Source organism: Nitrososphaerales archaeon (assembly GCA_032906765.1).
Classification (GTDB): Archaea; Thermoproteota; Nitrososphaeria; order Nitrososphaerales; family Gagatemarchaeaceae; genus DASPPF01.
This window is the reverse complement of sequence record JAJTZB010000003.1, coordinates 1-21,531: the sequence shown is the minus strand read 5'-3', so window position 1 is coordinate 21,531 and position 21,531 is coordinate 1. Positions and strand designations below refer to the sequence as shown.

Here is a 21,531-nt window from a genome sequence, read left to right as displayed (position 1 = left end):
GTCGTCCTTGCGAACGCTTTTACCAGAAAACGGCGAAGGGATGCAAACCAGGGCATGCATTACTACATAATCCTGACAAAGGAGTGCAACCTCTTCTGCACCTACTGTGGCGGAGGCAGCGACACCCCTCCGAGAGAGATCCAGTACTCGGTCGCTGACCTGCAATCCTTCCTGTCCCGGGACAGCGACCCGGTCGTCGAGTTCTACGGGGGCGAGCCTCTGCTCCGTATCAGGACTATGAAGAGCATCATGGACGTGGTCCCGGGGCGGTTCGTGGTCCAGACCAACGGCATCTTCCTGGACAGAATCGAGCCGGAGTACCTGGCGAAGTTCCACTCCATCCTCGTCTCCATCGACGGGACCAAGGAGGTCACCGAAAAGGAGCGGGGGAAGGGCGTGTACGATCGAGTGACGCGCAACCTGGAACTCGTGAGGCAGCAGGGCTTCCGCGGCGACCTCGTAGCCAGGATGACCGTGGCCCAGGGGACCAACATCTACGAGAACGTGCGGCACCTCCTGGGAACGGGGCTGTTCGACCACGTCCACTGGCAGCTCAGCTTCAGCATGTTCTGGGAAGCCGGGGAGAACACAGAGCCTGGGCTTGTGGAGTGGCTTACCGCGTACAATTCCGGCGTTTCTTCGCTCGTGCGCTTCTGGGTGGAGGAGATGTCACGCTCAAAGCGCGTCCCAGGCATAGTGCCGTTCATCGGCGTGATGAACTCGCTGCTCTCAGGCGAGAAGTCGCGCCTGCGGTGTGGCTCCGGAATAGACTTCTTCTCCGTCACGCCGGACGGCAGGGTCTCCGCGTGCCCGGTGTCCGTCGACTTCGACTTCTCGGTGGTAGGCTCGATATTCGACGACGCCCCGAGCTCGCTCTGCGGCAGAGCCACGCTCGGCGAGCCGTGTACATCCTGCGACATATTCGATGTCTGCGGTGGCCGATGCCTCTTTGTGAACAGGTCTCAGGGGATGCTCCGGGAGAACGGCTATTGCTACATCTGCTCGACTGTGAGGCACTTGGTGAAGGAGCTGCGTGGCGCCCTGCCCCAGATCCAGGCGCTCATCGAGGACGGGTCCGTGAGCAGGTCAGACTTCAACTATCCTGAACTCAATAACGGCTGTGAGATCATCCCGTGACCTCGCCCCTTCCTTGGGGAGCAGTTCAGGGTGGGGCAAAATGGGCCGGAAGGGACTCGCACCCTGAAGGATATTTTTTCTCCGGTTTGGGAATGGTTATGCAAGTCCTAGCTGGAACGTGCCTGTCAACCGAAGATTTGAAGTCTCGAGCCGATATATAGGTTGCAATTTATATATCGTCGGCTGAAGTGAGAACTCCATGATTTCGCTGGCAGGGGAGCCAGAAGTAATTGCTGCCCAGAAGGAACGGGAAAGGCTGCGAATCGTGGGCAGTACCCTAGTAAAACGGGGCTTTGCGCACATGCTGAAGCACGGAGTTGTCATGGACATCACCAACGTAGAACAAGCACAGATAGCGGAGGATGCAGGAGCCGTCGCCGTGATGGTCCTCGACAAGCTTCCATACGATATCAGGCAGCAGGGGGGAGTTGCAAGAACAGCGAGCCTGAAAGTGATTGAGGAGATTCTGAATCATGTTACAATACCGGTGATGGCGAAGTGCAGGATAGGGCACACCTACGAAGCGAAGGTGCTCCAAGAGGCCGGAGTCGACATGGTCGACGAATCGGAAGTGCTCACTCCTGCTGACGAGGAGAGGTTCATCTGGAAGTGGGACTTCACCACACCGTTCGTAAACGGCTGCAGGGACCTCGGCGAAGCGCTCCGCAGGATCACCGAAGGGGCATCCATGATCAGGACCAAGGGAGAGCCCGGGACGGGCAACGTCGCAGAGGCGGTAAAGCACGTAAGGGTCCTGAATAACGAGGTCAGGAGACTCAGAGGAATTTACGAGTCGGGAGACAAGCAGGAACTCCTCAGGATTTCAAGGGAACTCAAGGTGTCGCTCGAGCTCGCTGAAGAAACAGCCCGACTCGGGAGGCTGCCGGTCGTCAACTTCGCCGCGGGAGGCATCGCGACACCGGCTGACGCAGCCCTCATGATGACTCTGGGGTGCGACGGCGTCTTCGTAGGCTCCGGGATATTCAAGGCGGATGACCCGAGAGAAAGGGCGAGGTCTGTGGTGGTGGCGGTCACCTACTACGACGACCCCAAGGTGGTCGCAGAGGCCCAGAAGATGGTCGACGAAAGGAAGTCGATGATGGGGACGGGGACGAAAGAGCTTCCGCTGAGGATGCAAGAGAGAGGTGTGAACGTTTGAGCGGGTTGACGGTTGGCATACTGGGGCTCCAAGGCGATATCGAGGAGCACCTCTCGGCTACAAGCCTCGCCCTGTCGAGGTTAGGTGTCGAAGGAGAACCTTCGCTTGTAAAGAGCACCGATGATGCGAAGAGAATCAGCGCGTTGATAATCCCGGGTGGGGAGAGTACTGTGATGGGGGGCCTATCGTCAATCAAGGGGATTCTGCCTACCCTACGCGAAAGAATCACCAACGGTCTCCCAACCCTCGGAACTTGTGCTGGGATGATAACGCTCGCGAAGAGGGTTTACGACAGGGTCGTGGGAGAGACAAGCCAGACGCTGATAGGAACCCTGGACATCACTGTTGAGAGGAATTCGTTCGGAAGACAGAGGGAGTCCTTTGAAGCTGACCTGAAGCTGGACATGCCAGGAGGTGGTGGATTCCACGCGGTGTTCATCAGGGCCCCATCAGTCAAGTCCCTTGGTCAAGGAGTGAATGAGCTCGCAAGGCTGGGTGATGCTGTGGTGGCGGTTCAGCAAGGTAATATGATTGCAACTGCATTTCATCCAGAGCTGAGCGGAAGCACCATCTTGCATGAGTACTTGATCAGACTCGCCAAAGCTGATACTGTCCAAGCGTAGAAAAGACTCGCAATACAACATCCAGCTTGCCTTCGGCTCATCCGAGAAGGCCGAGGCAGTCTCTCGTGCTGTACCCGCCTTCCAAACTCCATGATGCACGGTGCGGGGCTCGAGTGGCGCGCAATTCACAATGTAGCGAATCGGAATTGTAAAGCTTCATAAGCGACCCAAGAAGCCTAACCCACAGGCGGGTGAGCGGGCCTCCGTCCGTTCCGCCTCATAAACCCCGGAGTAGGAGGTAGTGGGAAGCGCGAAGAGAAGAAGAAAGACTTCTGCCTGTATCAGAGATTTTCTTCAGCGTGCAGGGTGAGGGGGTATACGCGGGAACGCCGAGCGTCTTCCTCCGCACGTACTATTGCAATCTCACCTGCGCTTGGTGTGACACCAAGTATACGTGGCTGAACCAGAGCAAGGCGCAGGCAGGAATCCACTATCAACAGATGAGCGCGAGCGAGGTGTTGGAGAAGCTCACAGATTACGGTTGCCACCACCTTGTCGTCACTGGTGGTGAACCTCTTCTCCATCAGAGAGTCCTTTCCTCTCTGCTCTCGGAACTGAAGCAATTGGACTTCTTCATCGAGGTCGAAACCAACGGCATGGTTGTTCCATCAGTCGAAATGGTTGGACTTGTCGACTGCTTCAACGTCTCACCCAAGATAAGCAATAGCCTCGTGGAGAAAACTGTCAGGGTTCGTCAGACTGCACTGAAAGCTTTCGTAAGGTCGGGCAAGGCCTGGTTCAAGTTCGTCGTGTGCGAACCGAACGATGTTGTCGAGGTCGAGGAATTGATCTCCGCTTACAACCTTCCACGCGAAAGGGTCCTTCTTATGCCCGAAGGGACGGATGTAGAGACCCTTTCCGAACGCGGCAAATGGCTCGTGGAGGTCTGCAAGCAGCGTGGCTTTCGATTCACTCCACGTCTGCATATTCTGCTCTTCGGCAACAGGAGGGGAACCTGAATGAGGAAGGAGAAAATAGTTCCTTTGATGCGAAACTCCTTTGCGACTAAAACATGAGCGTGCTATAAGTCACTTATTTAGCGATTTATAAGACAGCGGATCCGTGGCGCAACTCAGCCAGCAAAAGTTGAAGACATCAAAGTTAGCCGTACTGAGCATACTGACGGCTTTGGGCGTCGTCTTTTCCTTCTATCCGGGTCCCATACCTGTTGGCCCGACGCTTGTCTTTCCCTTTCAGTCAATGATAAACGTGATCGCTGGGATTCTACTTGGGCCTTGGTACGCCGCCGCTGTGGCGTTGGCGGTCGGCATAATTCGCATGTCCGTTCATACCGGCACCGTCTTCTCGCTACCAGGTGGCATACCCGGTGCAATACTCGTGGGACTGACATACAAAGCGACGAAGAGCTACTTTTCGGCCTTCGCCGAGATACCCGGCACAGCACTTGTTGGGGCCTTTCTGAGCTCGTTCCTTGTGGCCCCGATAATCGGAAGGAGCGCTACGCTTGGATTCTTCATTCTAGCATTCACTCCGCCTGCAGTATTGGGCAGCGTCGTCGGATACATTATCATGATTGCTCTAAGGAAGAGGGGGATAATTGCAAGAATTCCGCTTTGAGAGGTTTGAAAACAAGAGGACCTTGATAACAGGGGAGACGAGTTCTGGCAAGACGAAGGTTACCGCTTCACTGCTGCGCCAAGCAATCTCGAGAATCGAGCCTGTTGAGACAACGGTACTCGATTTCGCCCCAGCACAGAGAACGATTGATGGCCTGAGAATTGGGGGTCGGATCACGGACTTCCTACCCAGCCCAGAATGCCGAGTGTATGACCCCTCTGCCCCAATTAGGGCTCCAAGGTTGGAAGGCCATCATGCTGGCGAAGTGGTGAAACTCGCTGAAGATAACGCGGTATTGACATCAGCTCTTCTTAGGCAGTATCTTGCTATCCCGACATCATGTCTGTTCATCAACGATTTGACAATTCACCTGCACGCCGGGGATCCGAACCTGCTTTTGGAGGCGGTCAGAAGGAGCGAGACCTTCATAGGGAATGCCTACTCCGGCTCTTCACTGGCGCCTGACCACGGCTCCGGCCTGTCAGGACGTGAAAGGGAGCTTCTTCAAAGAGTCGTCAGCGTTGTTGACGTGGTAATCGAGCTTCCATCGCTGCGAACAGGAAGGGAAGCTTCGTAGAATGGGGCAGGATTACAGGTCTGTCCTCGACCGAGCTTCCTGGACAGGCATCCACTGGACCGTCTTCTCTTCAACGGCCTTGGGTTTCTTCGCTTGGGGCTTTGTCTACTCGTTATCTATCCTCGTTACCTCCTGGCCAATAGTTCCAAGTGGGGATATCCCCATTCTTCTAACGATCTCGCCAATCTTTCTAGTAATCGGAAATTTCCTTCTCGGCTCGCTCGCAGACAAAGTGGGAAGGAAGCCTGCTTTCATGGTTACGGTAGCCGTCTACGCTATAGGGATAGCGGGGATAATCCTCTCTCCCAACTTCTACGCCTTGCTTCTCTTCGTCGCGATAGCTCAGCTGGGCGTGGGAGGTGAAGAACCACCAGCGCTAGCTGCGCTGGCAGAGTTTACCCCTGTGAGACACAGGGGGAAGGCAATAGTGCTCTCGTCCAACTTCTATAACATCGGTGCCTTTGTCGCGGCGTCTTTGATCCTCTACGGCCTCTCATCCGTCGCGTTTCAGAAGACAGTCCTCAGCATGGCCACGCTGTTGCTGATAGGCACAATACTCTTCACAAGGAGAAGGCTACCCGAGTCTGTCAGATGGTTGGTGAAAAGAGGCAGGGTGAAGGAGGCCGAGCTGCTGTTGGGCTCCGTCAAGGGTCAGGTTAAGGAGGCGGCTGGCCTACAAAACGTGGCTGTCCCCACAGGGCCGAGGTATTCGGCACGCTTCGCTTTTACGGTCCTTGCCCTGCTTGGCGTATCCCAGCTGACCACGTACGGCCTCCTGGCCTTCATCATAGGGCCATACAGCTTCTCTTCGATAGCCCCTCAGATAGTCATGGTTGCGAATGCGGGCGCTTCAGTCGCCGGCTTTCTTGGTGCTTACGTTGTTGACAGGCTAAGCAGGCGGTTCTTCTCCCTCTTCTCGTACCTGGGCGGTTTGGTAACAGTAACGTTCGTACTCGCAGCAGTTGGCGTTGTCTCAAGCAACATTCTCGTGTTCTTCGTCTTCCTCTTTCTTAACATGATCTTCAGCGAGCTGGGATGGGCGGCCAGGGTCGTGCTTGAACCTGAGCTCGCAATGGGCACGAACCTGCGCTCCACGTTCATAGCACTCGTCAGGGTTGTGGCTTGGGGCTTCTACATAACCTCCATCTACCTTACCTCGAGCCTGAGCACGTTCGGCTTCGTAGAGTTGAATGTGCTCCTTTGGGGTCTTGGAGCCATGGCGGCGTTTGCCTGGTTTATGAGAGGGGTGGAGACGAAGCACGAGAGTTTGGAGTCGATCACCGGTGAAAGCCATGCCTGACTTGGAAAGAAAGGTTCGGGTTGCACTGACCATAGCTGGAAGCGATTCCGGCGGAGGGGCGGGGATACAGGCCGACCTGAAGACCTTCGCAGCGCTCGGGGTTCACGGAACCTCAGCGGTGGTTGTGATTACGGCCCAGAACACGAGGTCGGTTACGGGAGTTCAGGAGGTTAGTACGGAGATTATCAGGAAGCAAATCGACGCGGTAGCCTCAGACCTGGGAGTAGATGCTGCCAAGACCGGTATGCTCAGTAGTTCAGGAATCGTCTCGGCGGTCGCAAGGTCGATAAGGCTTTACAGATTTCCTTTGGTGGTAGACCCCGTCATGATATCGAAGAGCGGCGCTCGGCTGCTTCGAGACGATGCGGTCGAGACGCTCATCAAGGATCTGCTTCCTCTGGCAGCAGTGGTTACGCCGAACATACCCGAGGCGGAGAGAATCACAGGTTCGAAGATATCGAGCCTGGACGACGCAAGGGAGGCTTCAAGGAAGATAGTGAAGGAATACCGCGCAGGGGCAGCTGTGGTGAAAGGCGGGCACCTTGGAGGCGCGGAAAGCATAGACGTCTTGTATCACGAGGGGAAGTTCAAGGAGTTCAAAGCGCGCAGAATCAAAACGAAAAATACACACGGAACAGGCTGCGCATTTTCGGCGGCCATCGCGGCAGAACTGGCCAGGGGAAGCGATATCGCCGAAGCGGTCGGAAGGGCAAAGGCATTCGTAACCCGTGCGATAGAGTATGCTCTTCCGCTAGGAAAGGGGAACGGCCCGGTCAATCCACCCTCCTGGGTCCTCATACCTGCGGAGAAACTGCATGTTTTCGAATCGATCAAGGAGGGCATAAGGATACTTGAGTCATCCCCGGAGGTTGCTGAAGTTGTGCCCGAGGTTCAGATGAACCTTGCGATGGCACTCCCCCTGTTCTACGCCAGGAGTGAAATGGATGTAGCCGCCGTGCCGGGGAGGTTGGTGAAGATTGATGGGAGGATAAAGGCAGGCTCGCAACCTGCCTTCGGTTCTTCATCGCACTTGGCAAGGGCGGTCCTGACGGCAATGAAGCACGACGAAAGAATCAGGGCCGTAGCCAACATCAAGTACTCGAAGGGAATCTTGAACGCAGCCAGGAGACTCGGATACACGGCCACGTTCTACGACAGGAAGAACGAGCCCGCAGATGTGAGGGCAAGGGAAGGTGCCACCCTACCCTGGGTGATAGAACGGGCGATAGAGAAGACGGGAAGGGTGCCTGACCTAGTCTACGATAAAGGCGATATCGGTAAGGAACCAATGATAAGGATGTTCGGAATAGACGCCGCTGATGTCGCTGGCAAGGTAATGAATATTGCCAAGCAGCTCCGTCGAGGTGACATTTCGCAAGGCGACAGAAAAGGGCAAGAGAATGCTTGATATCGAGTCATTGTTTCGTAACAACAGTTCCACGATACAAGCGCGTAGTCACGATGCTGTCGCGCCGCGGGCGACAAGCAATAGCTTGATGGCCGTCTCTGCAGGCCTCGGATAACTCTTAACTTCCGAGCTGCGCAATCGTTTGACGAAGAGGTTGGTCAACGGCGAGCTTGCCGGAGTTAAGCTTGGAGATGGCTACCCCGTCAGGGTCATGGGAACCATAAACGTCAGCCCGGAGTCCTTCTACAAGGGCTCGGTGAAAACCACGTCAGAAGGCATATCCGAACTGGCAGCTGTCATGGTGAAGGAAGGTGCAGATATAATCGACGTAGGCGGCATGTCGACTGCACCATACCTTACCACCGAGGTCCCTCTGGAAGTGGAGGTCGGGAGGTTGACCATGGCCATCGGTGCGATTAGAGATGCCGTCAAGGTGCCCATCTCAGTAGATACGCCGAGGTCCATTGCTGCGAGAGCGGCATTGGAAGCGGGGGCGGGCATCGTCAACGATGTCAGCGGCCTGAAGCACGATGAGCGGATGGCAAAGCTCATCGTGAAACACGGGGCCTCTGCAATCTTGATGGCTCACGAGACCCGGCATCGCTCTGGCGAGCCAATAAAGAGAATCTTGGCAGCACTGAAAGAGACACTCGACTTGGGCGCTAAAGCGGGTATACCAGAGGGGAGAATCGTGATCGACCCGGGGTTGGGGTTCTTTCGCAGGGAGGGAAGGGGATTCGGGTTCTCTCCTGCGGAGGAACTTCCCTGGTACGCATGGGATTGCATGGTTATCAGGGAACTCGGTCAATTTCGAAGCTTGGGCAGGCCCTCTTGCATCTCAATCTCAAGGAAGTCATTCATTGGTAAGATACTGGGCCTCCAAGAACCAAATGAACGACTCATCGGCTCTCTAGCTGCCACGGCGGTAGCCGTCTTCAACGGAGTCCACCTCGTTAGAACTCATGACGTCGGTGCGACGACTCAAGCCGTTAGGATGGCTGAGAGCATCAAGAAATTGGGAACGTACGGAAGTCTCGCACGAGTCAGGGCGCATCCTTGAATATCTTGTTGCTTTGGATTCTTCATGCCGGGGGCAGATGAGCAGAATTGAGCAAAGAGAAAAGAAGACACTGCAGAGCCGATGATTGATGGCGGATAAGATTTTCATCAAGAATCTGGTCGTGCCATGCAGGGTGGGCGTTCCGGATAGGGAGAGAAGTAGGAGGCAGGATGTGATTGTCGACGTTTACATCTTCCATGACCTGAGGGAGGCTGGAATCACCGATGATCTGGGCAAGACGGTGAGTTACTCAGAAGTCAGGCAGAAGATATTCGACTTCGTCTCCAAGGGCGAGTTTAGGCTCTTGGAAAGCATCGCTGAGGGAATAGCATCCCTCTTGGTGGGGAGTTCAGCGGTGACGAAGGTGAGGGTCAGGGTGAGCAAGAAAAAATACTCGAAGAGTCCGAACATAGGGATAGAGATTACAAGGATCCAGCATGGTTGACGTCTTCATTGGCCTGGGCTCCAATGTTGGAGACAGGGAAGGTAACCTGAGGAAGGCCATAGAGTTACTGAAGGAGAAGATGAAACTCGTGAAGGTCTCCTCCATGTACGAAACCGAGCCGATGTACCTCAAAGACCAGGCTTGGTTCGTGAATTGCGTGGCGAAACTCGAGACGAATCTGACACCGAAAGAACTGTTGGTTTGTCTCAAGGACATTGAACGAAGGCTGGGCAGACAAGAAAGTGTTAGGTACGGTCCTAGGAGTATTGACCTGGATATACTATTTTACGGAGACGAAGTCGTAGAGGAAAGCGACCTGAAGATTCCTCATCCCAGAATTCACGAGAGAGGATTTGTCCTGGTTCCCCTCGTTGAAATAGAGCCCGACCATGTTCATCCAATCTATCGAAGGAGCGCTTCCACGCTCCTTGCCAACCTGAACCCAAATGGATTTGTACGAAAGTTAGGGCATCCAAGCTAGCGGATATGCCCTCGTCGTCTCCCAGAAGAGAAATAGCCGCCTGCCTAAGAAATCTATTGCTTCCTTCACTCCCACCCACCACAGCATCCACCAGTCAATCGCGCTGACTGGAAGTATCCTTGGTCTGACCTAGCAGACTCGAATCAGGTGAGGTGGATCCCGAGTCATGAAGGGTTCATCTGGGGTAAGATTCGCGGTCAGGAATATCTGGGCCAACCTCCAACCCCACATATCTTGACGACGTTTAGAAGCTCTCCTTTATCGTCTGGAACGCGACGCAGGTCTGTGTCTTCTCGATGCCCTTCATCATTCTCAGCCTGTCGACGACCAGGGTACCGATATCCTCCACCGAGCCGGCCCTCACCTTGAGCGCTATGTCCCACTCGCCGGAAATCACAATCACCTCGTAGACCCCAGGGATCTTGGACATCTGTTCCGCGAGGCTTCGTTGAGAGACGTTCTCAGCGTTCCTGAAGGAGACAAGGACGAGGGCAGTGACCTGCTTTCCTATCTTCGAATAGTCGGGAATCGCCACGAATTTCCTTATGACGCCAGAGTCAACGAGCTTCTTCAGCCTCTCCTGAACCGTCGCTCTGGGAATCCGCAGTTCCTTTGAGATTTCTACAACCGACTTCCTGCCGTCTTCGAGCAGCTCTGCCAGTATCTTCTGGTCCTTCGTGCTTAGCATGCCAGCAAGATGCTGGAAGCGAGGCACTTATATGATTTACATTCCGGCAAAACACCACAAATTATGTCAGAGTGTTTATAGATATCGGCAGAAGTTGTCTCGACATGGCTAGGACGGTCGAGGCGACAGAGGTCCTCGAGATTCCGAAGCCTCTGGACGAATTGTCTGAGGGTGAAATGGTAAGGAAAGCACATATCGGCAGGGTGAGCACCGAGGTTCTCAGGTACCTTACCGATGCTTTCGCAGGCAGGGGATTCGCCTGGCTGCTTCCTGTGATCTTCTCCAAGTCGACAGATCCCTTGTGGCCTGACCCCGGGGCGTCGATCGAGAAGAGGGTCGAGACAGAGATCTACGGCGAGACGGTCAGGACAACTCTGAGCATGATAATCCACAAGCTTGTTGCGAGCTCGACGGCATACCCGAAGTTCTTCGTTCTCTCTCCGAATGTGAGGATAGAGAAGAGGGAGAGAAAGGCGACTGGATGGCACGCATACGAATTCACACAACTCGATTTCGAGATGAGAGATGCCGGTTCCAAGGACATTAAACGCCTTGTTGAAGCCGTTATAGCTGGACTGGTACGCCATGTCAAGAAGCAGGCAAAACGGGACCTGACATACCTTGGCAGATACGGCAGTCTCAAGGCGCCCGAGACGCCGTTCAGGGTCTATGACAGGGAAGACCTTGTGGCGAAGTACGGAGACGAGTGGGAGACGAGACTGCCCCAAGAGACCCGGGAGCCGGTCTGGGTGACCAACATCCCGAGAGAGTTCTACGATTTTGAAGACGCGGCCACGGGCAGGTGGGACAACTACGACCTTTTCCTTCCGCGGTATGGGGAGGTCCTCTCAGGCGCTAGACGCGAGTGGGAGCACAGTAAAATCGCGGCGAAGATGGAGCGCGATGGCGTGAAGAGGGAGAACTACACCCTGCTCCTTAAGATGGCGAAAGAAGGTAAACTCAAGCCATCGGCGGGCGCTGGAATAGGCGTGGAAAGACTCGTGACCTGGGTCACTGGAGCCAAGCACATAGGAGAAGTCCAGGCCTTTCCGAAGGTTCCGGGAGTTGTCTACGAACTCTAAGAGAGATTGTCAGGGGCTAACGCCAAGAAGCGTGCTGACAACGCCGGTTAGCGTCTCCTCGCCGACCATCTTTCCAACGTTGTAGTCGAAGGCGACGGCCGTCCCTCTCCTTCTACATCGCTACTTCGACCCTCACAACTCTGAGTTCGCCACGCGGTTTGACGAAGGAGGGTGATGGAACGGCTCGAGTCCGGTGGGGTTTGAACGCTAATAGGGTTCAAACACCTTCTTGGGCTGAAGGTGGAAGTTTGAATACCGGGCAGAAGAGGTGAACGCAATGGTTCCACTATTTGACACCGTGATCCTCTGGGCGCACTTGTTCAGCGCAGTCCTCTTCGTGGGTGGGTCCTTCTTCATGTGGCTGGTCGTGATGCCAGCCTCCTACCTCATCACGGAGGACGAGTCGGAAAGGACGCTTATCGTGGGCAAGATTGCGAAGTCCTTCGGAAGGCTTACGAACCCAATACTCGTGGTGTTGATTCTTACCGGTCTGTACAACGCAACATGGTATCTTCCTTCGGCGAGCGCCCTTCTCGGCACCGGAGCAGGGTTGTTGCTTCTTTCGAAGAGTGTACTCGTAGCTGTCCTTGTGGCTTTGATTTACGCACATAACGTATACTTCGGCAGGAAGATCGTAAGGCTGGCCCGCGAAGGGAAGCTCGATGAGCTAAAAGCGCTCAGGAAGAAGAGCAGAATTGTTTCTTTCGCCAATCTGGGATTGATGGTCGTAATCCTCGCCCTTGTCGCCGTGATGCAGATGTCCCCCTGAGACGCCCTATCCTAGCCTTCCCGCCACAAGCACGCATGCTGGGTGAGTCGAGAGGATCTCCATAATGGGCGAAGGATCTGGCCCTACTTCCTCCGCAGACGTCTTAGAACCCACACGTGCCGCAGGGGCCTTTCAGCACTCTTCCTCTGATTCTCCTCATGAGGTCGCTTTCCCTGTAGGTCCTTACTAACCCGTCCTCCTTCACGTTTCCCACCCTGACTGGCAGGAATCCGCCGGGATAGATTGCGCCGTCATAACCAACGAAAACAATCCCGTCTCCATCCAGAGTTCCCTTGGGCCGCAGGCTCGACCCTCCGGACGGCCCTCCGTTCATTCTCACGAAATCTCTCTTCAGCGCGTGATAAGTCTCGTGCTGCCAATAGTCCCCCTTTTCGTTTCTTTCACTCACAACCCTTCGGATGAATGGCGCTTCGACGCACCTGATTGTCATACCGTAGTGAGATGCATCGTATAGGAGGTTGCACACGCTTTCGTATTCCTCGGGCGCCAAGTCGTCGACTGCGGAGCCCCTTCCCACCTTTACCAGGAAGAACAGTTCCCATATATTGACACCCATGTTTCTTATCAGGTGGAAGATCTGTGGAAGCTCGCGGAAATTGCTCTTCATGATGGCCGTGTTGACCTGAACGCTTATTCCCAGTTCGGTCGCAGCCTTGATTCTCTCCATTGTCCTGTCGAAGGTCCCCTCTACACCCCTTATGGAATCGTGGGTCTCCTGGCACGCCCCGTCAAGGCTGACGGAGATTGAGGAGGCGCCGACACTTCTGATTCTATCCAGAGTCGCGTCGGTCAAGAGCCCTGTCACCGCAGAGGAGACTGCAAACTGCACCCCCGCCTTGCTTGCGTACGACGCCAAGTCAAACAGGTCGCTCCTCATGAGGGGGTCCCCTCCCGTGAGGACTACCGTAGGGCTCGGCCTCCCAAAGGACGCGACCTGCTCTATGAGGTCGAAGCCATCCTCCTTCGTGAGTTCGCCTGGAAGCGGCTCCGTTATTGCTGAGGCCCTGCAGTGCACGCAGGCCAGAGGGCATGCCCTCGTAGTCTCCCAGAAGACAAGTATCGGTCTGCTAGAGAAATCCATCGTCCGTTTGGCGTCCTCGTAACCCATTCTTTACTGTTTAATGGTTGCGGCAATCCGTGGTCATTTTGTGGAATTCGTGTTAATCCTTCGACATCAAGGCACTTCAGCTCGATGTTTTCCCTCTGTTAAGGGTCGTAGAAACATAACGGGCCCAGTGGGATTCGAACTCTGACAGGATTCGACTCGGAAAATGGCCGAATACTCGCCTATTCGCCTCCTTTCTTTTGCGAAGGGCGTCCCAATCGAAACCGCCCTCCTCTCGATACGTTCGCCCGAACGGCGGGTACTATCCCCTTCGGAAGGAAGACGGCCACACCGATTATCATGGCTGAAAGAACCAAAGTGTCTAGGGTGCTGTTGGGCAGGAAGCTGGTGACTTCGTAGTTGAGAACGCTGAAGATCAGTGCTCCTCCGATGGGGCCTTCGACCGTACCTGCGCCTCCGATGATGACCATGAAGATCGGAAAGAGAGAGAAGTTCAAATCAGTGAAGAGGGTTGTGTTCACCGTACCGATTATCTGAAGATAGTAGGAACCAGCGACCGAAGCTACAATACCGCTTACAATGAGGGCAATCGCCTTGAAGGACAGCACGTCGATGCCGACAGAGGAAGAAACGAGCTCGTCTTCACCCAGCGCCTTGAGCGCGTAGCCCACCCTCGACCTGATCAAGAGGTAAGACCCAAGAATCGTTAGCCCGCTCATGCTGATTCCCAGGTAGTACAGAGCAACCGGTCCAAGAATCGCTTCCTGCGGGACTCTGAAATCAGCTACGCCCGCCACAAGTTCGACCAGGGGCTTGATCACAAGCGGGACGAACAACGTGGCAATCGCGAAGTAAAAGGTCCGGAACCTGAAAGTGGGAATCATGGCGAATGCGACGAGGGATCCCGCTAGGCCAGATAGCGCGATCGACTCGCCGTACGAAAGGCCAGAAGTCAGCGCGACCGCCCCAACAACGCTCCCGAGGGCAAAGAAGGCGACCAAGCCAAGGTTCAGAAGCTTGGCGTATCCTCCCGCCAAGTTCCAGCTTACCGCCAGGGTTACCCAGACGAAGTAAACGGAATATGAATTCAGCGAGTTGAGGCCCACAGCCGGCAGTAGAAGGGGATAGAGCCCAAGCATGACCAATCCGACGAGCACTACCAACCCCGAAGGCAAAGCGCGGACCGAGTTCTTCAACGACCATCTGCCTCTTGATTCTGACAGTCCGCACTCAACTCAACTGGCCGGGCTCCGCCTGGCCGAAGAGGCCCGCGGGCTTGAGCGTCAGGACCGTTAAGAAAATGATGAAGGTGAACAGACTTCCTAGGTCAGAGTGGAGACCGGACTGCGCGGGAAGGTTGAATGCTACCAATGAAGACACATTCATCACCAAGCCAACGATGAAGCCAGCTGCCAGCGTACCGATCATGCTCCCCATTCCTCCGATGATTATGATTGCTAGGATAATCGGCAGGATTGCGGCCCCTCCAGAAATTGGGGTTACGGGAGTGAGGAAGGCCAGGAAGCCTCCTGCCACACCCGCCGTAGACGAACCAATCACAAACGAAATCAGGTTCACCCTCCGCGTGTCGATTCCAGAGAACTCTGCCGCCTCGGGGTCCTGCGAAGTCGCACGAAGGGTGCGCCCGAAGTAGGTTCTGGACAGGAAGAAATGGAGAGAAGGAATCAAGACGAGTGCTGCGAGCAGAGCCAAGAAGCCCGCCTTTGCAAGGAATATCGGCCCAATTTTCCAAGAGGTGCTAGAATAGGTCTGGTATTGGGCCAGTGCACCAATCCCGCTCGAGGGGTCGATTGGCGGGATGGGCCCAAAGCCGTTCTGCATAACGTACTCCAACAAAATCGAAAGCCCGAAGGTTGCTAGCAAAATCGTCTCGAACCCTGTCTTGGCTGCCCTGATGATGATCGCGAAGTACACTGCGCAACCTAGCAACCCTATGACAATCGCGTCGAGGGGGACAGAAAACAGAGGGTCGATATGCAGGGCAGGGGTAATCAGTATAGAGAATTGGATGGTAACGAAGGCTGCCAACACGATGAAAGCTCCATAGGCGAGATTCAGGACCTTCTGAACGCCGAATATCAGAGAAAGACCCACAGATGCCAGGGCGAAGAATCCACCCTGAACCACGCCGTTCATTACGGACTGGACCAGCTCTGCCACGCCCAACACCAGCGTCTCAGCCTCCGTTCCCCAGATACGCCGTCCTAACTGCCGGGTCTGTCAGAAGGTCAGAACTCATCCCAGAGGTCGAAATGCACCCGTTCTCCATTACATATGCGCGTTGAGCCACCTCCAGTGCGAGCCCCGCATTTTGCTCCGCGAAGAGGATTCCGACCCCGCCTTGATTCACTTTTGTCATGCTCGCTACCACTGCATCGACCGCAGAGGGGGAGAGGCCGAGGGACGGCTCATCTATGAGGAGCATCGCGGGTTTCGCCATCATTCCCCGTCCAATGGCCAGCATCTGTTGCTCCCCTCCGGAAAGTGTGCCCGCAAGCTGGTGCTTCCTCTCTGCAAGCAACGGGAAAGCATCATATGTCGCATTGAATCTCTGGGCAAGGTCGGAGCATTTCCCGGGTGCCCCCACCCTGAGGTTTTCCTCCACGGACAACTTGGGAAAGAGCCGCCTACCTTCTGGAACGTAGGCTATTCCTCTGGCGACCAAGACGTGGGGCCTCAGTCCAGACATCTGCTGTCCCCTGAAACTTATCCTTCCCTTGCTAGCTGCGACGAGGCCCATTATTGCCTTGAGCAAAGTCGACTTCCCGGCTCCGTTGGCGCCTAGGACCGCGACGATTTCTCCATCCCCAACGTTCAGGGATGCGTCCCAGACCGCCGCTATGTTTCCATAAGACACAGAAACGGAATCAACCACCAGCCCTGAGCTCACAACGCTCACCACTAGCCCCAGGTCGACTCAGCTTGGGAGCGAGTTTCCTCGGGTGCGGACTCCCATGTAAGCATAGACCACGCCCTCTTTACGCAATACCTCAGGCGGAGCCCCCTCCGCGAGTATCACACCCCTATTCATCACTGTTAGCCTGTTGCAGAGCTCTACGATCGCTCTTGTCAGATGCTCTGTCACCAGAAGCGTCAGTCTCCCTTCCTGCTTTGCCAGTTTGATTATGGAAACCATTTCAATTGATTCGGGCCGAGTCAGACCAGCCATCACCTCGTCAAGGATCAACACCTTTGGATCCGTCGCGAGCGCCCTTGCGAGCTCCAGCCTTCTCTGTTCTGAAAGAGTCAACGCAACCGCCAAGGTTCCTGACTTGTGCTCGAGAGAGACCAAATCCAAGACTTCGGAAGACCTCCTTCGGGCGACCCCAACGGACATACTCCTTCTCCTCCCGAAGAGGAGGCCCACCATTACGTTCTCCAACACACTCATTCGTCCGAACGGCCGAGGCGTCTGAAACGTCCTGGCGACACCCAATCGAGAAATCTCTTGGGGTTTCAACCCAGAGATCGTCCTCCCTTCGAGCCTTATCGAGCCTGAATCAGGCCTGAGGATTCCAGAGATCAGGTTGAACAGAGTCGTCTTTCCCGCCCCGTTGGGACCGATCACTCCCATGGCGTCCCCGGCGTCCACCGTAAGAGACACCTCGTCGACAGCTCTTAGCCCACCAAAGGACTTGCTCACGCTGTCAATTTCGAGCGCCTGATTCAACGCGTCGCCTACCTCTTCGATCGTTGAGGAAGAGCTGTCGCGGGTGCCGCAGTGACCAAGAGTCCTTCGCAGACCCTATCTCTTGGCATACTCCCCCAACCCGATTTCAGACGGCTCCCAATCCTGCATGCTCCCCTTGTTGTACTCGTCGTAAGCCGAGAGGTCGAGAAGTCCGTGCCCACAATTGTTGAACACGATCACCTTCTTCTCGCCGCTTCTCCGGCACCGGAGAGCCTCGTCGATGACGTACTTCAACCCGTGAGCGGATTCGGGCGCGGTGACAACACCTTCGGTCTGTGCGAACATTTTGGCGGCCTCGAAGACGCTGGTCTGCGAAAATGCAGTCGACCTTACGACCCCGGCGTGAATCAACAACGAAAGGCTGGGGGCCTTACCGTGGAAGCGCAACCCTCCCGCGTGAATCGGCGGGGTCTCGAACCTGTGCCCCACAGAATACATCTTCACCAGGGGCGTGTGCTCCGCAGCGTCTGCGTAGTCGTAGTCGAACCTTCCCCTCGTGGTCGACGGGACAGCCGAAGGCTCGCAGGCTACAAATTCAGTATCGATTTTTTTCCTGAGCTTTTCTCTGACGAACGGATAAATAAACCCGGAAAAATTCGAGCCGCCGCCTATGCAGCCGCACATCACGTCTGGTGTGATGTCAAGCATTTCGAATTGCTTCTGCGTCTCTAGGCCGATTATCGTCTGATGTGCGAGCGCGTAGTTGAAGGCAGAGGCGAGGAGGTACTTTGAGCCATCAGTAGCTAGGGTGTCCTCGATTGCTTCGCTGATGGCTATCCCGAGCGACCCAGGATGATTCGGATTCTGCGCGAGAAGGTTCCTCCCCGTGGGCGTATCGGCGCTCGGGGACTCCCTGACCTCGGCGCCGTAGGTCTCCATGAGTATCTTCCTTCCTGGCTTCTGTCGGGCGCTAACCCTGACCATGTATATGCGGGCAGCCAGGTGGAAGATCGAGCAGGACATGGCGAGAGCCGAGCCCCACTGCCCTGCACCTGTCTCGGATATGGCCAGGGCAAGGCCCTGCCTCTTAGCATAGAATGCCTGTGGAAGGGCGGTATTGGGCTTCATGCTTCCAACGGGGGACAGATGCTCCGACTTGTAGAAGATCATCGCGGGGGTCCGCAGCTGCGCCTCGAACCTCCTCGCCCTCAGCAGCGGCGTTGGCCTGGGAAGCATCCTGTAAGCATCCAAGACCTCTTCCGGAATATCGAACCACCTTTCCTGCGAGAACTGCTGCCTAACCAGCTCCTTCGGAAAGAGTTGTTCGAACCGCGCAGGGCCGACCGGCTCCAACGTTTGAGGGTCCAGCATGGGCGCGAGCGGAGTCGGCAAATCAGGGACGATGTTGTACCATCTTCGGGGCAGTTCCTCTGGGTTCAGGAAGGCGCCGTATGCCCGCTCTGCGTAACCCCTCGGGACAGTAGATTCGGCTTTCATGCAGGCGGCCACGGAACCCGTTGCTGGTTGATCGTGGTGTAAGGGTAGATGACGTAGCTGGTCGTAGCGATACCGGTGGGCTCGAGGATTTGCAGCGCCTGGATGGTCGTCCCGCTGACGACAACGTTCTGCCACTGCATCAGTAGCATGTACTTGCCCGATTGCACCCACTGGCCTCCTGGCGTGAAGCTCACCTGACCCTGTGGTGTCTGGAAGGTGGTCGAACGGAGCGCGTTCCTTATCGAGGTTCGGTCAAGCGTCCCAGCGGCTTGGATTGCGTTCGCCGCGACCAGAACCTCCGTATAGTAGACACCTTCCAGCGTCGGTGGATGATGCCAAAACGCCTCGTACTTCCCAACAATGTCAGAATTGTTTACCTGGTGCCCCAGAAGAATTCCGGTGTATGGGACCGCGGGTTGCCAGGGGAACGCGGACATGACGCCAACCGAGAGATTCCCCCCTCCTCCCAGAGCAGGAATTGCGAAAGGCGCGACCGCGGTCCCTCTCGTGAGCAGCCAAGCGTTCGGGGAGTAGTCCAGCTGATGCGCAGTCTGCACCATCAGGACCGCGTCGGGGGGCAACGGAAGGCCGTACACAGCCTCTGCGCCCGCGCTCTTTGCGGCCGTTATGAAGCTGGACATCTCTGAAGAGCTCCCAGGAGTGAAGGTGAGGTCAGAGCATGTGCACACGGTGTAGCCTAGCGACCTCGCATAAGCCTCCCCGGCGAGGTTGTTCGCTTCGGCTGCAGGGTCCCCTTCTCCAAAGAAGGCGACTGTCACTTTGTGCGAAACTGTGGACGGATCTATTGTACGGAACCAATCGAAGAAGATGCGAGCTTCGTTAGTTTCGTTCTGGAATGGAGAGAAGACCCAAGAGTTCGAACACGAGCCGGTGCACGACTTGAAGGACGAAATGTAAACAGGCCCGATGTAAGGGACCTGGTTCCTTGTCGCAAACTCCTGGGCGACCGAATCTTGGACGCCCCCGAGCTCCCCCAGTGCAATCAACGAATTGTACTGCGACACCAGGGTCTGTAGGTTGGTCTGGGCTACGGTCGGGTCCGTCTTGTCGTCGAGGACTACCAACTTGACGAGGGCGCGGGAACCGTTAGCGAGGGGAATGCCCCCATAGCCGTTGATGGCGCTCACGGCCAAGCTGAGTGTCCAGTTCTGCTCCTGACCAAATGCCTGAAGCGGCCCGGTCATTGAAAGCGTAGCGCCGAACACCACATTGACTGTCTTGGCGCCAGAGACCGAGCTTGATCCCGGCCTTGTGCCCCCGGTCAGGAAAACGTACCCGGCTATGGCAGCCACCAAAATCACAACGACAACGATCAAGGCGAGGACCGACGTAGAAATCCCGCTCCTGCGACGCAGAAAGTTCAATTCTCTCCGGTCGACTCTCCAGTCGTTCTTGGCATTCTCATACGACCCTATGCCGAGACGGTTATATGCATTAATGCACACATATGTGCATTTTCAGGCCTAGCCATGTCAGAATGGAGAAACAGTCAGTCTCGTCGACGCAATATTAGTTTGTGCCATTGATTCTGGACGGGCCCGGAGGGTTCCGGCACATCTTTGTGTCGGGCCCCTTTTGTATTCGCAGTTTTCTTGGGCAATGTCATTAGACAACTATCCATCTGAGTATTAATACGCCACTCTTGACGGTTCTCCAAGATCCATGGACGACGCATCCATGGGTAACTAGGCCAAGGGCGTGGGCCGGAAGGGATTCGAACCCTTGGGCATGTATCTCCTACATTTGAGCGCGGAATGAAAAGACCAATGCCAGTCGCGATTTGCTTCAGGAGGTCGTCCAGCCCAAACCTGAATTTCGCCTTGATTCCCTCCGACCCAATTATGGGAGTGGACGAGTTTACTCTCTTACTGTATTCGCTGCAGCTCGAATAGAGCGAGACGCAGGTCTCACTCGGCGGGTTCCCGAACGTCTGTCCACAGGAGAGTCGGCAGTGCCCAACGGCAAACTATTTAAAGTAAGAAAGTAAGAATTCCCGTCGGGATAAATGGAGAAGGCCGACGTCGTCGTCGTGAGCAGCAAGGGCCAGGTCGTAATACCTCAGCATATGAGGCAAAGACTTCGAATCGGGGCGAAGAGCAAGCTCCTCGTCTACCCCTACGAGGATGCGTTAATCATGAAGAAGATAGAAGTCAAGAACGTGGAGAAAAGACTTGAATCGCTCTACAGGCGAGTCGGGGCCAGAAGGGCCAAGTACGGCGAGCTCAGCGACGCAGAGATAGACGAGTTAGTTCAGAAGCACAGGCACTACAAGAGCTAAGGTCTCCGGATGAGAGTCGTACTGGACACGAACGTCTTGATCTCCGCTTTAATCAAGAGTGGAAAGCCGCAACACCTCCTCAAACTGCTGCTTGGTCCCGACCACGCATTGATACTCTCGGAACCAATCATAGAGGAGTTTTCAAGAGTGACAGCGGACGAGAAGATTGAAAGGTACGCAGATGACGAAGCAGTCACAATGTTTCTGGAAGTCCTTCTCTCCAGGGCCGTCTTCGTGAGGCTCAGATCAAGAGTGCAGGTCTTCGACAATCCCGATGACGACGTGCTGAACACGGCGAAAGAAGGGGATGCGGATTTCATCGTCACGGGAGACAAACATATGCTCGAACTGAAAGAGTTCGGGCGGACTAAGATTGTCACGGTTAAGAAGGCACTCTCGATTATGGAACGGAAGCGATGAGCTAGACGCGAAACGAGACTCTGGTTCTGTCGTGGGGTAACTCCAGCGGGAGCCGGTTGTGTGCGCACGCGGTGAACTATTTCAGAAGGACAGCCAACCCCAACCTGAACTTCGCCTCGATCTCCTCTTTCCCGACCACAGGCATGGGCGAGTTGCCCCTCTCATTGTAGTTGCTGTAGGTCGAATTGCCGTGTGGCACGGTTACCCTGCTCAATTCTTAAGGCAAGGTCAGCGTAGGGCGCCCCGTGCCGGGGTCGCCTAGCTCGGTA

At 55.5% G+C, this 21,531-nt stretch carries 23 protein-coding genes; 15 read left to right on the top strand and 8 right to left on the bottom strand.

The window, feature by feature from the left end; translation table 11 throughout:
• Positions 1 to 54 precede the first annotated feature (54 nt).
• From LYZ69_03795 to folK, 11 genes are all read left to right on the top strand, one after another.
• Positions 55 to 1,137 carry a TIGR04084 family radical SAM/SPASM domain-containing protein gene (locus LYZ69_03795; protein ID MDV3277574.1) on the top strand — a complete coding sequence of 361 codons (1,083 nt, stop codon included), beginning with the start codon at positions 55 to 57 and terminating at the stop codon, positions 1,135 to 1,137.
• A gap of 322 nt (positions 1,138 to 1,459) precedes the next feature.
• On the top strand, positions 1,460 to 2,296 hold the full coding sequence (pdxS, locus tag LYZ69_03790) for a pyridoxal 5'-phosphate synthase lyase subunit PdxS (protein MDV3277573.1): 837 nt from the start codon (positions 1,460 to 1,462) through the stop codon (positions 2,294 to 2,296).
• Positions 2,293 to 2,919, top strand: a complete 627-nt coding sequence (gene pdxT / locus LYZ69_03785; GenBank protein MDV3277572.1) for a pyridoxal 5'-phosphate synthase glutaminase subunit PdxT — start codon at positions 2,293 to 2,295, stop codon at positions 2,917 to 2,919. Before pdxS ends, pdxT begins: the two co-directional genes overlap by 4 nt.
• 299 nt (positions 2,920 to 3,218) lie before the next feature.
• Complete coding sequence (locus LYZ69_03780; GenBank protein ID MDV3277571.1) at positions 3,219 to 3,878, top strand: 7-carboxy-7-deazaguanine synthase QueE; 660 nt, start codon at positions 3,219 to 3,221, stop codon at positions 3,876 to 3,878.
• Positions 3,879 to 3,981: 103 nt separating this feature from the next.
• The gene (thiW, locus tag LYZ69_03775) at positions 3,982 to 4,497 is read left to right on the top strand and encodes an energy coupling factor transporter S component ThiW (protein ID MDV3277570.1); all 516 of its coding nucleotides are present in this window, start codon (positions 3,982 to 3,984) and stop codon (positions 4,495 to 4,497) included.
• Positions 4,478 to 5,074, top strand: coding sequence for a hypothetical protein (locus tag LYZ69_03770; GenBank protein ID MDV3277569.1), 597 nt, complete (start codon positions 4,478 to 4,480; stop codon positions 5,072 to 5,074). The genes thiW and LYZ69_03770 overlap by 20 nt, the downstream gene beginning before the upstream one ends.
• 1 nt (position 5,075) lies before the next feature.
• Positions 5,076 to 6,374 (top strand): sugar porter family MFS transporter, encoded by a 1,299-nt coding sequence (locus LYZ69_03765; GenBank protein MDV3277568.1) that lies wholly within the window; start codon positions 5,076 to 5,078, stop codon positions 6,372 to 6,374.
• Positions 6,367 to 7,782 (top strand): bifunctional hydroxymethylpyrimidine kinase/phosphomethylpyrimidine kinase, encoded by a 1,416-nt coding sequence (locus tag LYZ69_03760; protein MDV3277567.1) that lies wholly within the window; start codon positions 6,367 to 6,369, stop codon positions 7,780 to 7,782. Before LYZ69_03765 ends, LYZ69_03760 begins: the two co-directional genes overlap by 8 nt.
• Before the next feature lie 142 nt (positions 7,783 to 7,924).
• On the top strand, positions 7,925 to 8,842 hold the full coding sequence (gene folP / locus LYZ69_03755; GenBank protein ID MDV3277566.1) for a dihydropteroate synthase: 918 nt from the start codon (positions 7,925 to 7,927) through the stop codon (positions 8,840 to 8,842).
• Between the two features lie 88 nt (positions 8,843 to 8,930).
• Positions 8,931 to 9,287 (top strand): dihydroneopterin aldolase, encoded by a 357-nt coding sequence (gene folB, locus LYZ69_03750; protein MDV3277565.1) that lies wholly within the window; start codon positions 8,931 to 8,933, stop codon positions 9,285 to 9,287.
• Complete coding sequence (gene folK, locus LYZ69_03745; protein ID MDV3277564.1) at positions 9,280 to 9,768, top strand: 2-amino-4-hydroxy-6-hydroxymethyldihydropteridine diphosphokinase; 489 nt, start codon at positions 9,280 to 9,282, stop codon at positions 9,766 to 9,768. Before folB ends, folK begins: the two co-directional genes overlap by 8 nt.
• Before the next feature lie 244 nt (positions 9,769 to 10,012).
• Here folK and LYZ69_03740 read toward each other — a convergent pair whose 3' ends face one another.
• Positions 10,013 to 10,456: an Lrp/AsnC family transcriptional regulator gene (locus tag LYZ69_03740; GenBank protein ID MDV3277563.1), complete on the bottom strand. Its 444-nt coding sequence runs from the start codon at positions 10,454 to 10,456 to the stop codon at positions 10,013 to 10,015.
• Between the two features lie 104 nt (positions 10,457 to 10,560).
• On the opposite strand from LYZ69_03740, the gene LYZ69_03735 reads away from it, so the two are divergent.
• Positions 10,561 to 11,538, top strand: a complete 978-nt coding sequence (locus tag LYZ69_03735; protein ID MDV3277562.1) for an asparagine synthetase A — start codon at positions 10,561 to 10,563, stop codon at positions 11,536 to 11,538.
• A gap of 277 nt (positions 11,539 to 11,815) precedes the next feature.
• On the top strand, positions 11,816 to 12,307 hold the full coding sequence (locus LYZ69_03730) for a CopD family protein (protein MDV3277561.1): 492 nt from the start codon (positions 11,816 to 11,818) through the stop codon (positions 12,305 to 12,307).
• Between the two features lie 103 nt (positions 12,308 to 12,410).
• Here LYZ69_03730 and LYZ69_03725 read toward each other — a convergent pair whose 3' ends face one another.
• The 7 genes from LYZ69_03725 to LYZ69_03695 form a co-directional block, all read right to left on the bottom strand.
• Positions 12,411 to 13,436: a TIGR04053 family radical SAM/SPASM domain-containing protein gene (locus LYZ69_03725; GenBank protein ID MDV3277560.1), complete on the bottom strand. Its 1,026-nt coding sequence runs from the start codon at positions 13,434 to 13,436 to the stop codon at positions 12,411 to 12,413.
• 179 nt (positions 13,437 to 13,615) lie between these two features.
• Entirely contained in the window at positions 13,616 to 14,590 is a 975-nt protein-coding gene (locus LYZ69_03720; GenBank protein ID MDV3277559.1) for a branched-chain amino acid ABC transporter permease, read from the bottom strand.
• A gap of 34 nt (positions 14,591 to 14,624) precedes the next feature.
• Positions 14,625 to 15,575: a branched-chain amino acid ABC transporter permease gene (locus tag LYZ69_03715; GenBank protein ID MDV3277558.1), complete on the bottom strand. Its 951-nt coding sequence runs from the start codon at positions 15,573 to 15,575 to the stop codon at positions 14,625 to 14,627.
• A gap of 16 nt (positions 15,576 to 15,591) precedes the next feature.
• Entirely contained in the window at positions 15,592 to 16,305 is a 714-nt protein-coding gene (locus tag LYZ69_03710) for an ABC transporter ATP-binding protein (protein MDV3277557.1), read from the bottom strand.
• A 27-nt stretch (positions 16,306 to 16,332) separates the two neighbouring features.
• Positions 16,333 to 17,085 (bottom strand): ABC transporter ATP-binding protein, encoded by a 753-nt coding sequence (locus LYZ69_03705; protein MDV3277556.1) that lies wholly within the window; start codon positions 17,083 to 17,085, stop codon positions 16,333 to 16,335.
• 75 nt (positions 17,086 to 17,160) lie between these two features.
• Positions 17,161 to 18,543, bottom strand: coding sequence for a TrpB-like pyridoxal phosphate-dependent enzyme (locus LYZ69_03700; GenBank protein MDV3277555.1), 1,383 nt, complete (start codon positions 18,541 to 18,543; stop codon positions 17,161 to 17,163).
• Complete coding sequence (locus tag LYZ69_03695) at positions 18,540 to 19,928, bottom strand: ABC transporter substrate-binding protein (GenBank protein ID MDV3277554.1); 1,389 nt, start codon at positions 19,926 to 19,928, stop codon at positions 18,540 to 18,542. The genes LYZ69_03700 and LYZ69_03695 overlap by 4 nt, the downstream gene beginning before the upstream one ends.
• Before the next feature lie 641 nt (positions 19,929 to 20,569).
• On the opposite strand from LYZ69_03695, the gene LYZ69_03690 reads away from it, so the two are divergent.
• Entirely contained in the window at positions 20,570 to 20,842 is a 273-nt protein-coding gene (locus LYZ69_03690; GenBank protein ID MDV3277553.1) for an AbrB/MazE/SpoVT family DNA-binding domain-containing protein, read from the top strand.
• Between the two features lie 9 nt (positions 20,843 to 20,851).
• Positions 20,852 to 21,262, top strand: coding sequence for a putative toxin-antitoxin system toxin component, PIN family (locus tag LYZ69_03685; protein ID MDV3277552.1), 411 nt, complete (start codon positions 20,852 to 20,854; stop codon positions 21,260 to 21,262).
• The last annotated feature ends 269 nt before the right edge of the window (positions 21,263 to 21,531 follow it).

Bases quoted from the DNA above. Each gene is read 5' to 3' on its own strand.
- LYZ69_03795 (MDV3277574.1), top strand. From the start codon at position 55: ATGCATTACTACATAATCCTGACAAAGGAGTGCAACCTCTTCTGCACC.
- pdxS (MDV3277573.1), top strand. From the start codon at position 1,460: ATGGACATCACCAACGTAGAACAAGCACAGATAGCGGAGGATGCAGGA.
- LYZ69_03765 (MDV3277568.1), top strand. From the start codon at position 5,076: ATGGGGCAGGATTACAGGTCTGTCCTCGACCGAGCTTCCTGGACAGGC.
- LYZ69_03760 (MDV3277567.1), top strand. From the start codon at position 6,367: ATGCCTGACTTGGAAAGAAAGGTTCGGGTTGCACTGACCATAGCTGGA.
- folB (MDV3277565.1), top strand. From the start codon at position 8,931: ATGGCGGATAAGATTTTCATCAAGAATCTGGTCGTGCCATGCAGGGTG.
- folK (MDV3277564.1), top strand. From the start codon at position 9,280: ATGGTTGACGTCTTCATTGGCCTGGGCTCCAATGTTGGAGACAGGGAA.
- LYZ69_03740 (MDV3277563.1), bottom strand. From the start codon at position 10,456: ATGCTAAGCACGAAGGACCAGAAGATACTGGCAGAGCTGCTCGAAGAC.
- LYZ69_03735 (MDV3277562.1), top strand. From the start codon at position 10,561: ATGGCTAGGACGGTCGAGGCGACAGAGGTCCTCGAGATTCCGAAGCCT.
- LYZ69_03730 (MDV3277561.1), top strand. From the start codon at position 11,816: ATGGTTCCACTATTTGACACCGTGATCCTCTGGGCGCACTTGTTCAGC.
- LYZ69_03725 (MDV3277560.1), bottom strand. From the start codon at position 13,436: ATGGGTTACGAGGACGCCAAACGGACGATGGATTTCTCTAGCAGACCG.
- LYZ69_03700 (MDV3277555.1), bottom strand. From the start codon at position 18,543: ATGAAAGCCGAATCTACTGTCCCGAGGGGTTACGCAGAGCGGGCATAC.
- LYZ69_03690 (MDV3277553.1), top strand. From the start codon at position 20,570: ATGGAGAAGGCCGACGTCGTCGTCGTGAGCAGCAAGGGCCAGGTCGTA.
- LYZ69_03685 (MDV3277552.1), top strand. From the start codon at position 20,852: ATGAGAGTCGTACTGGACACGAACGTCTTGATCTCCGCTTTAATCAAG.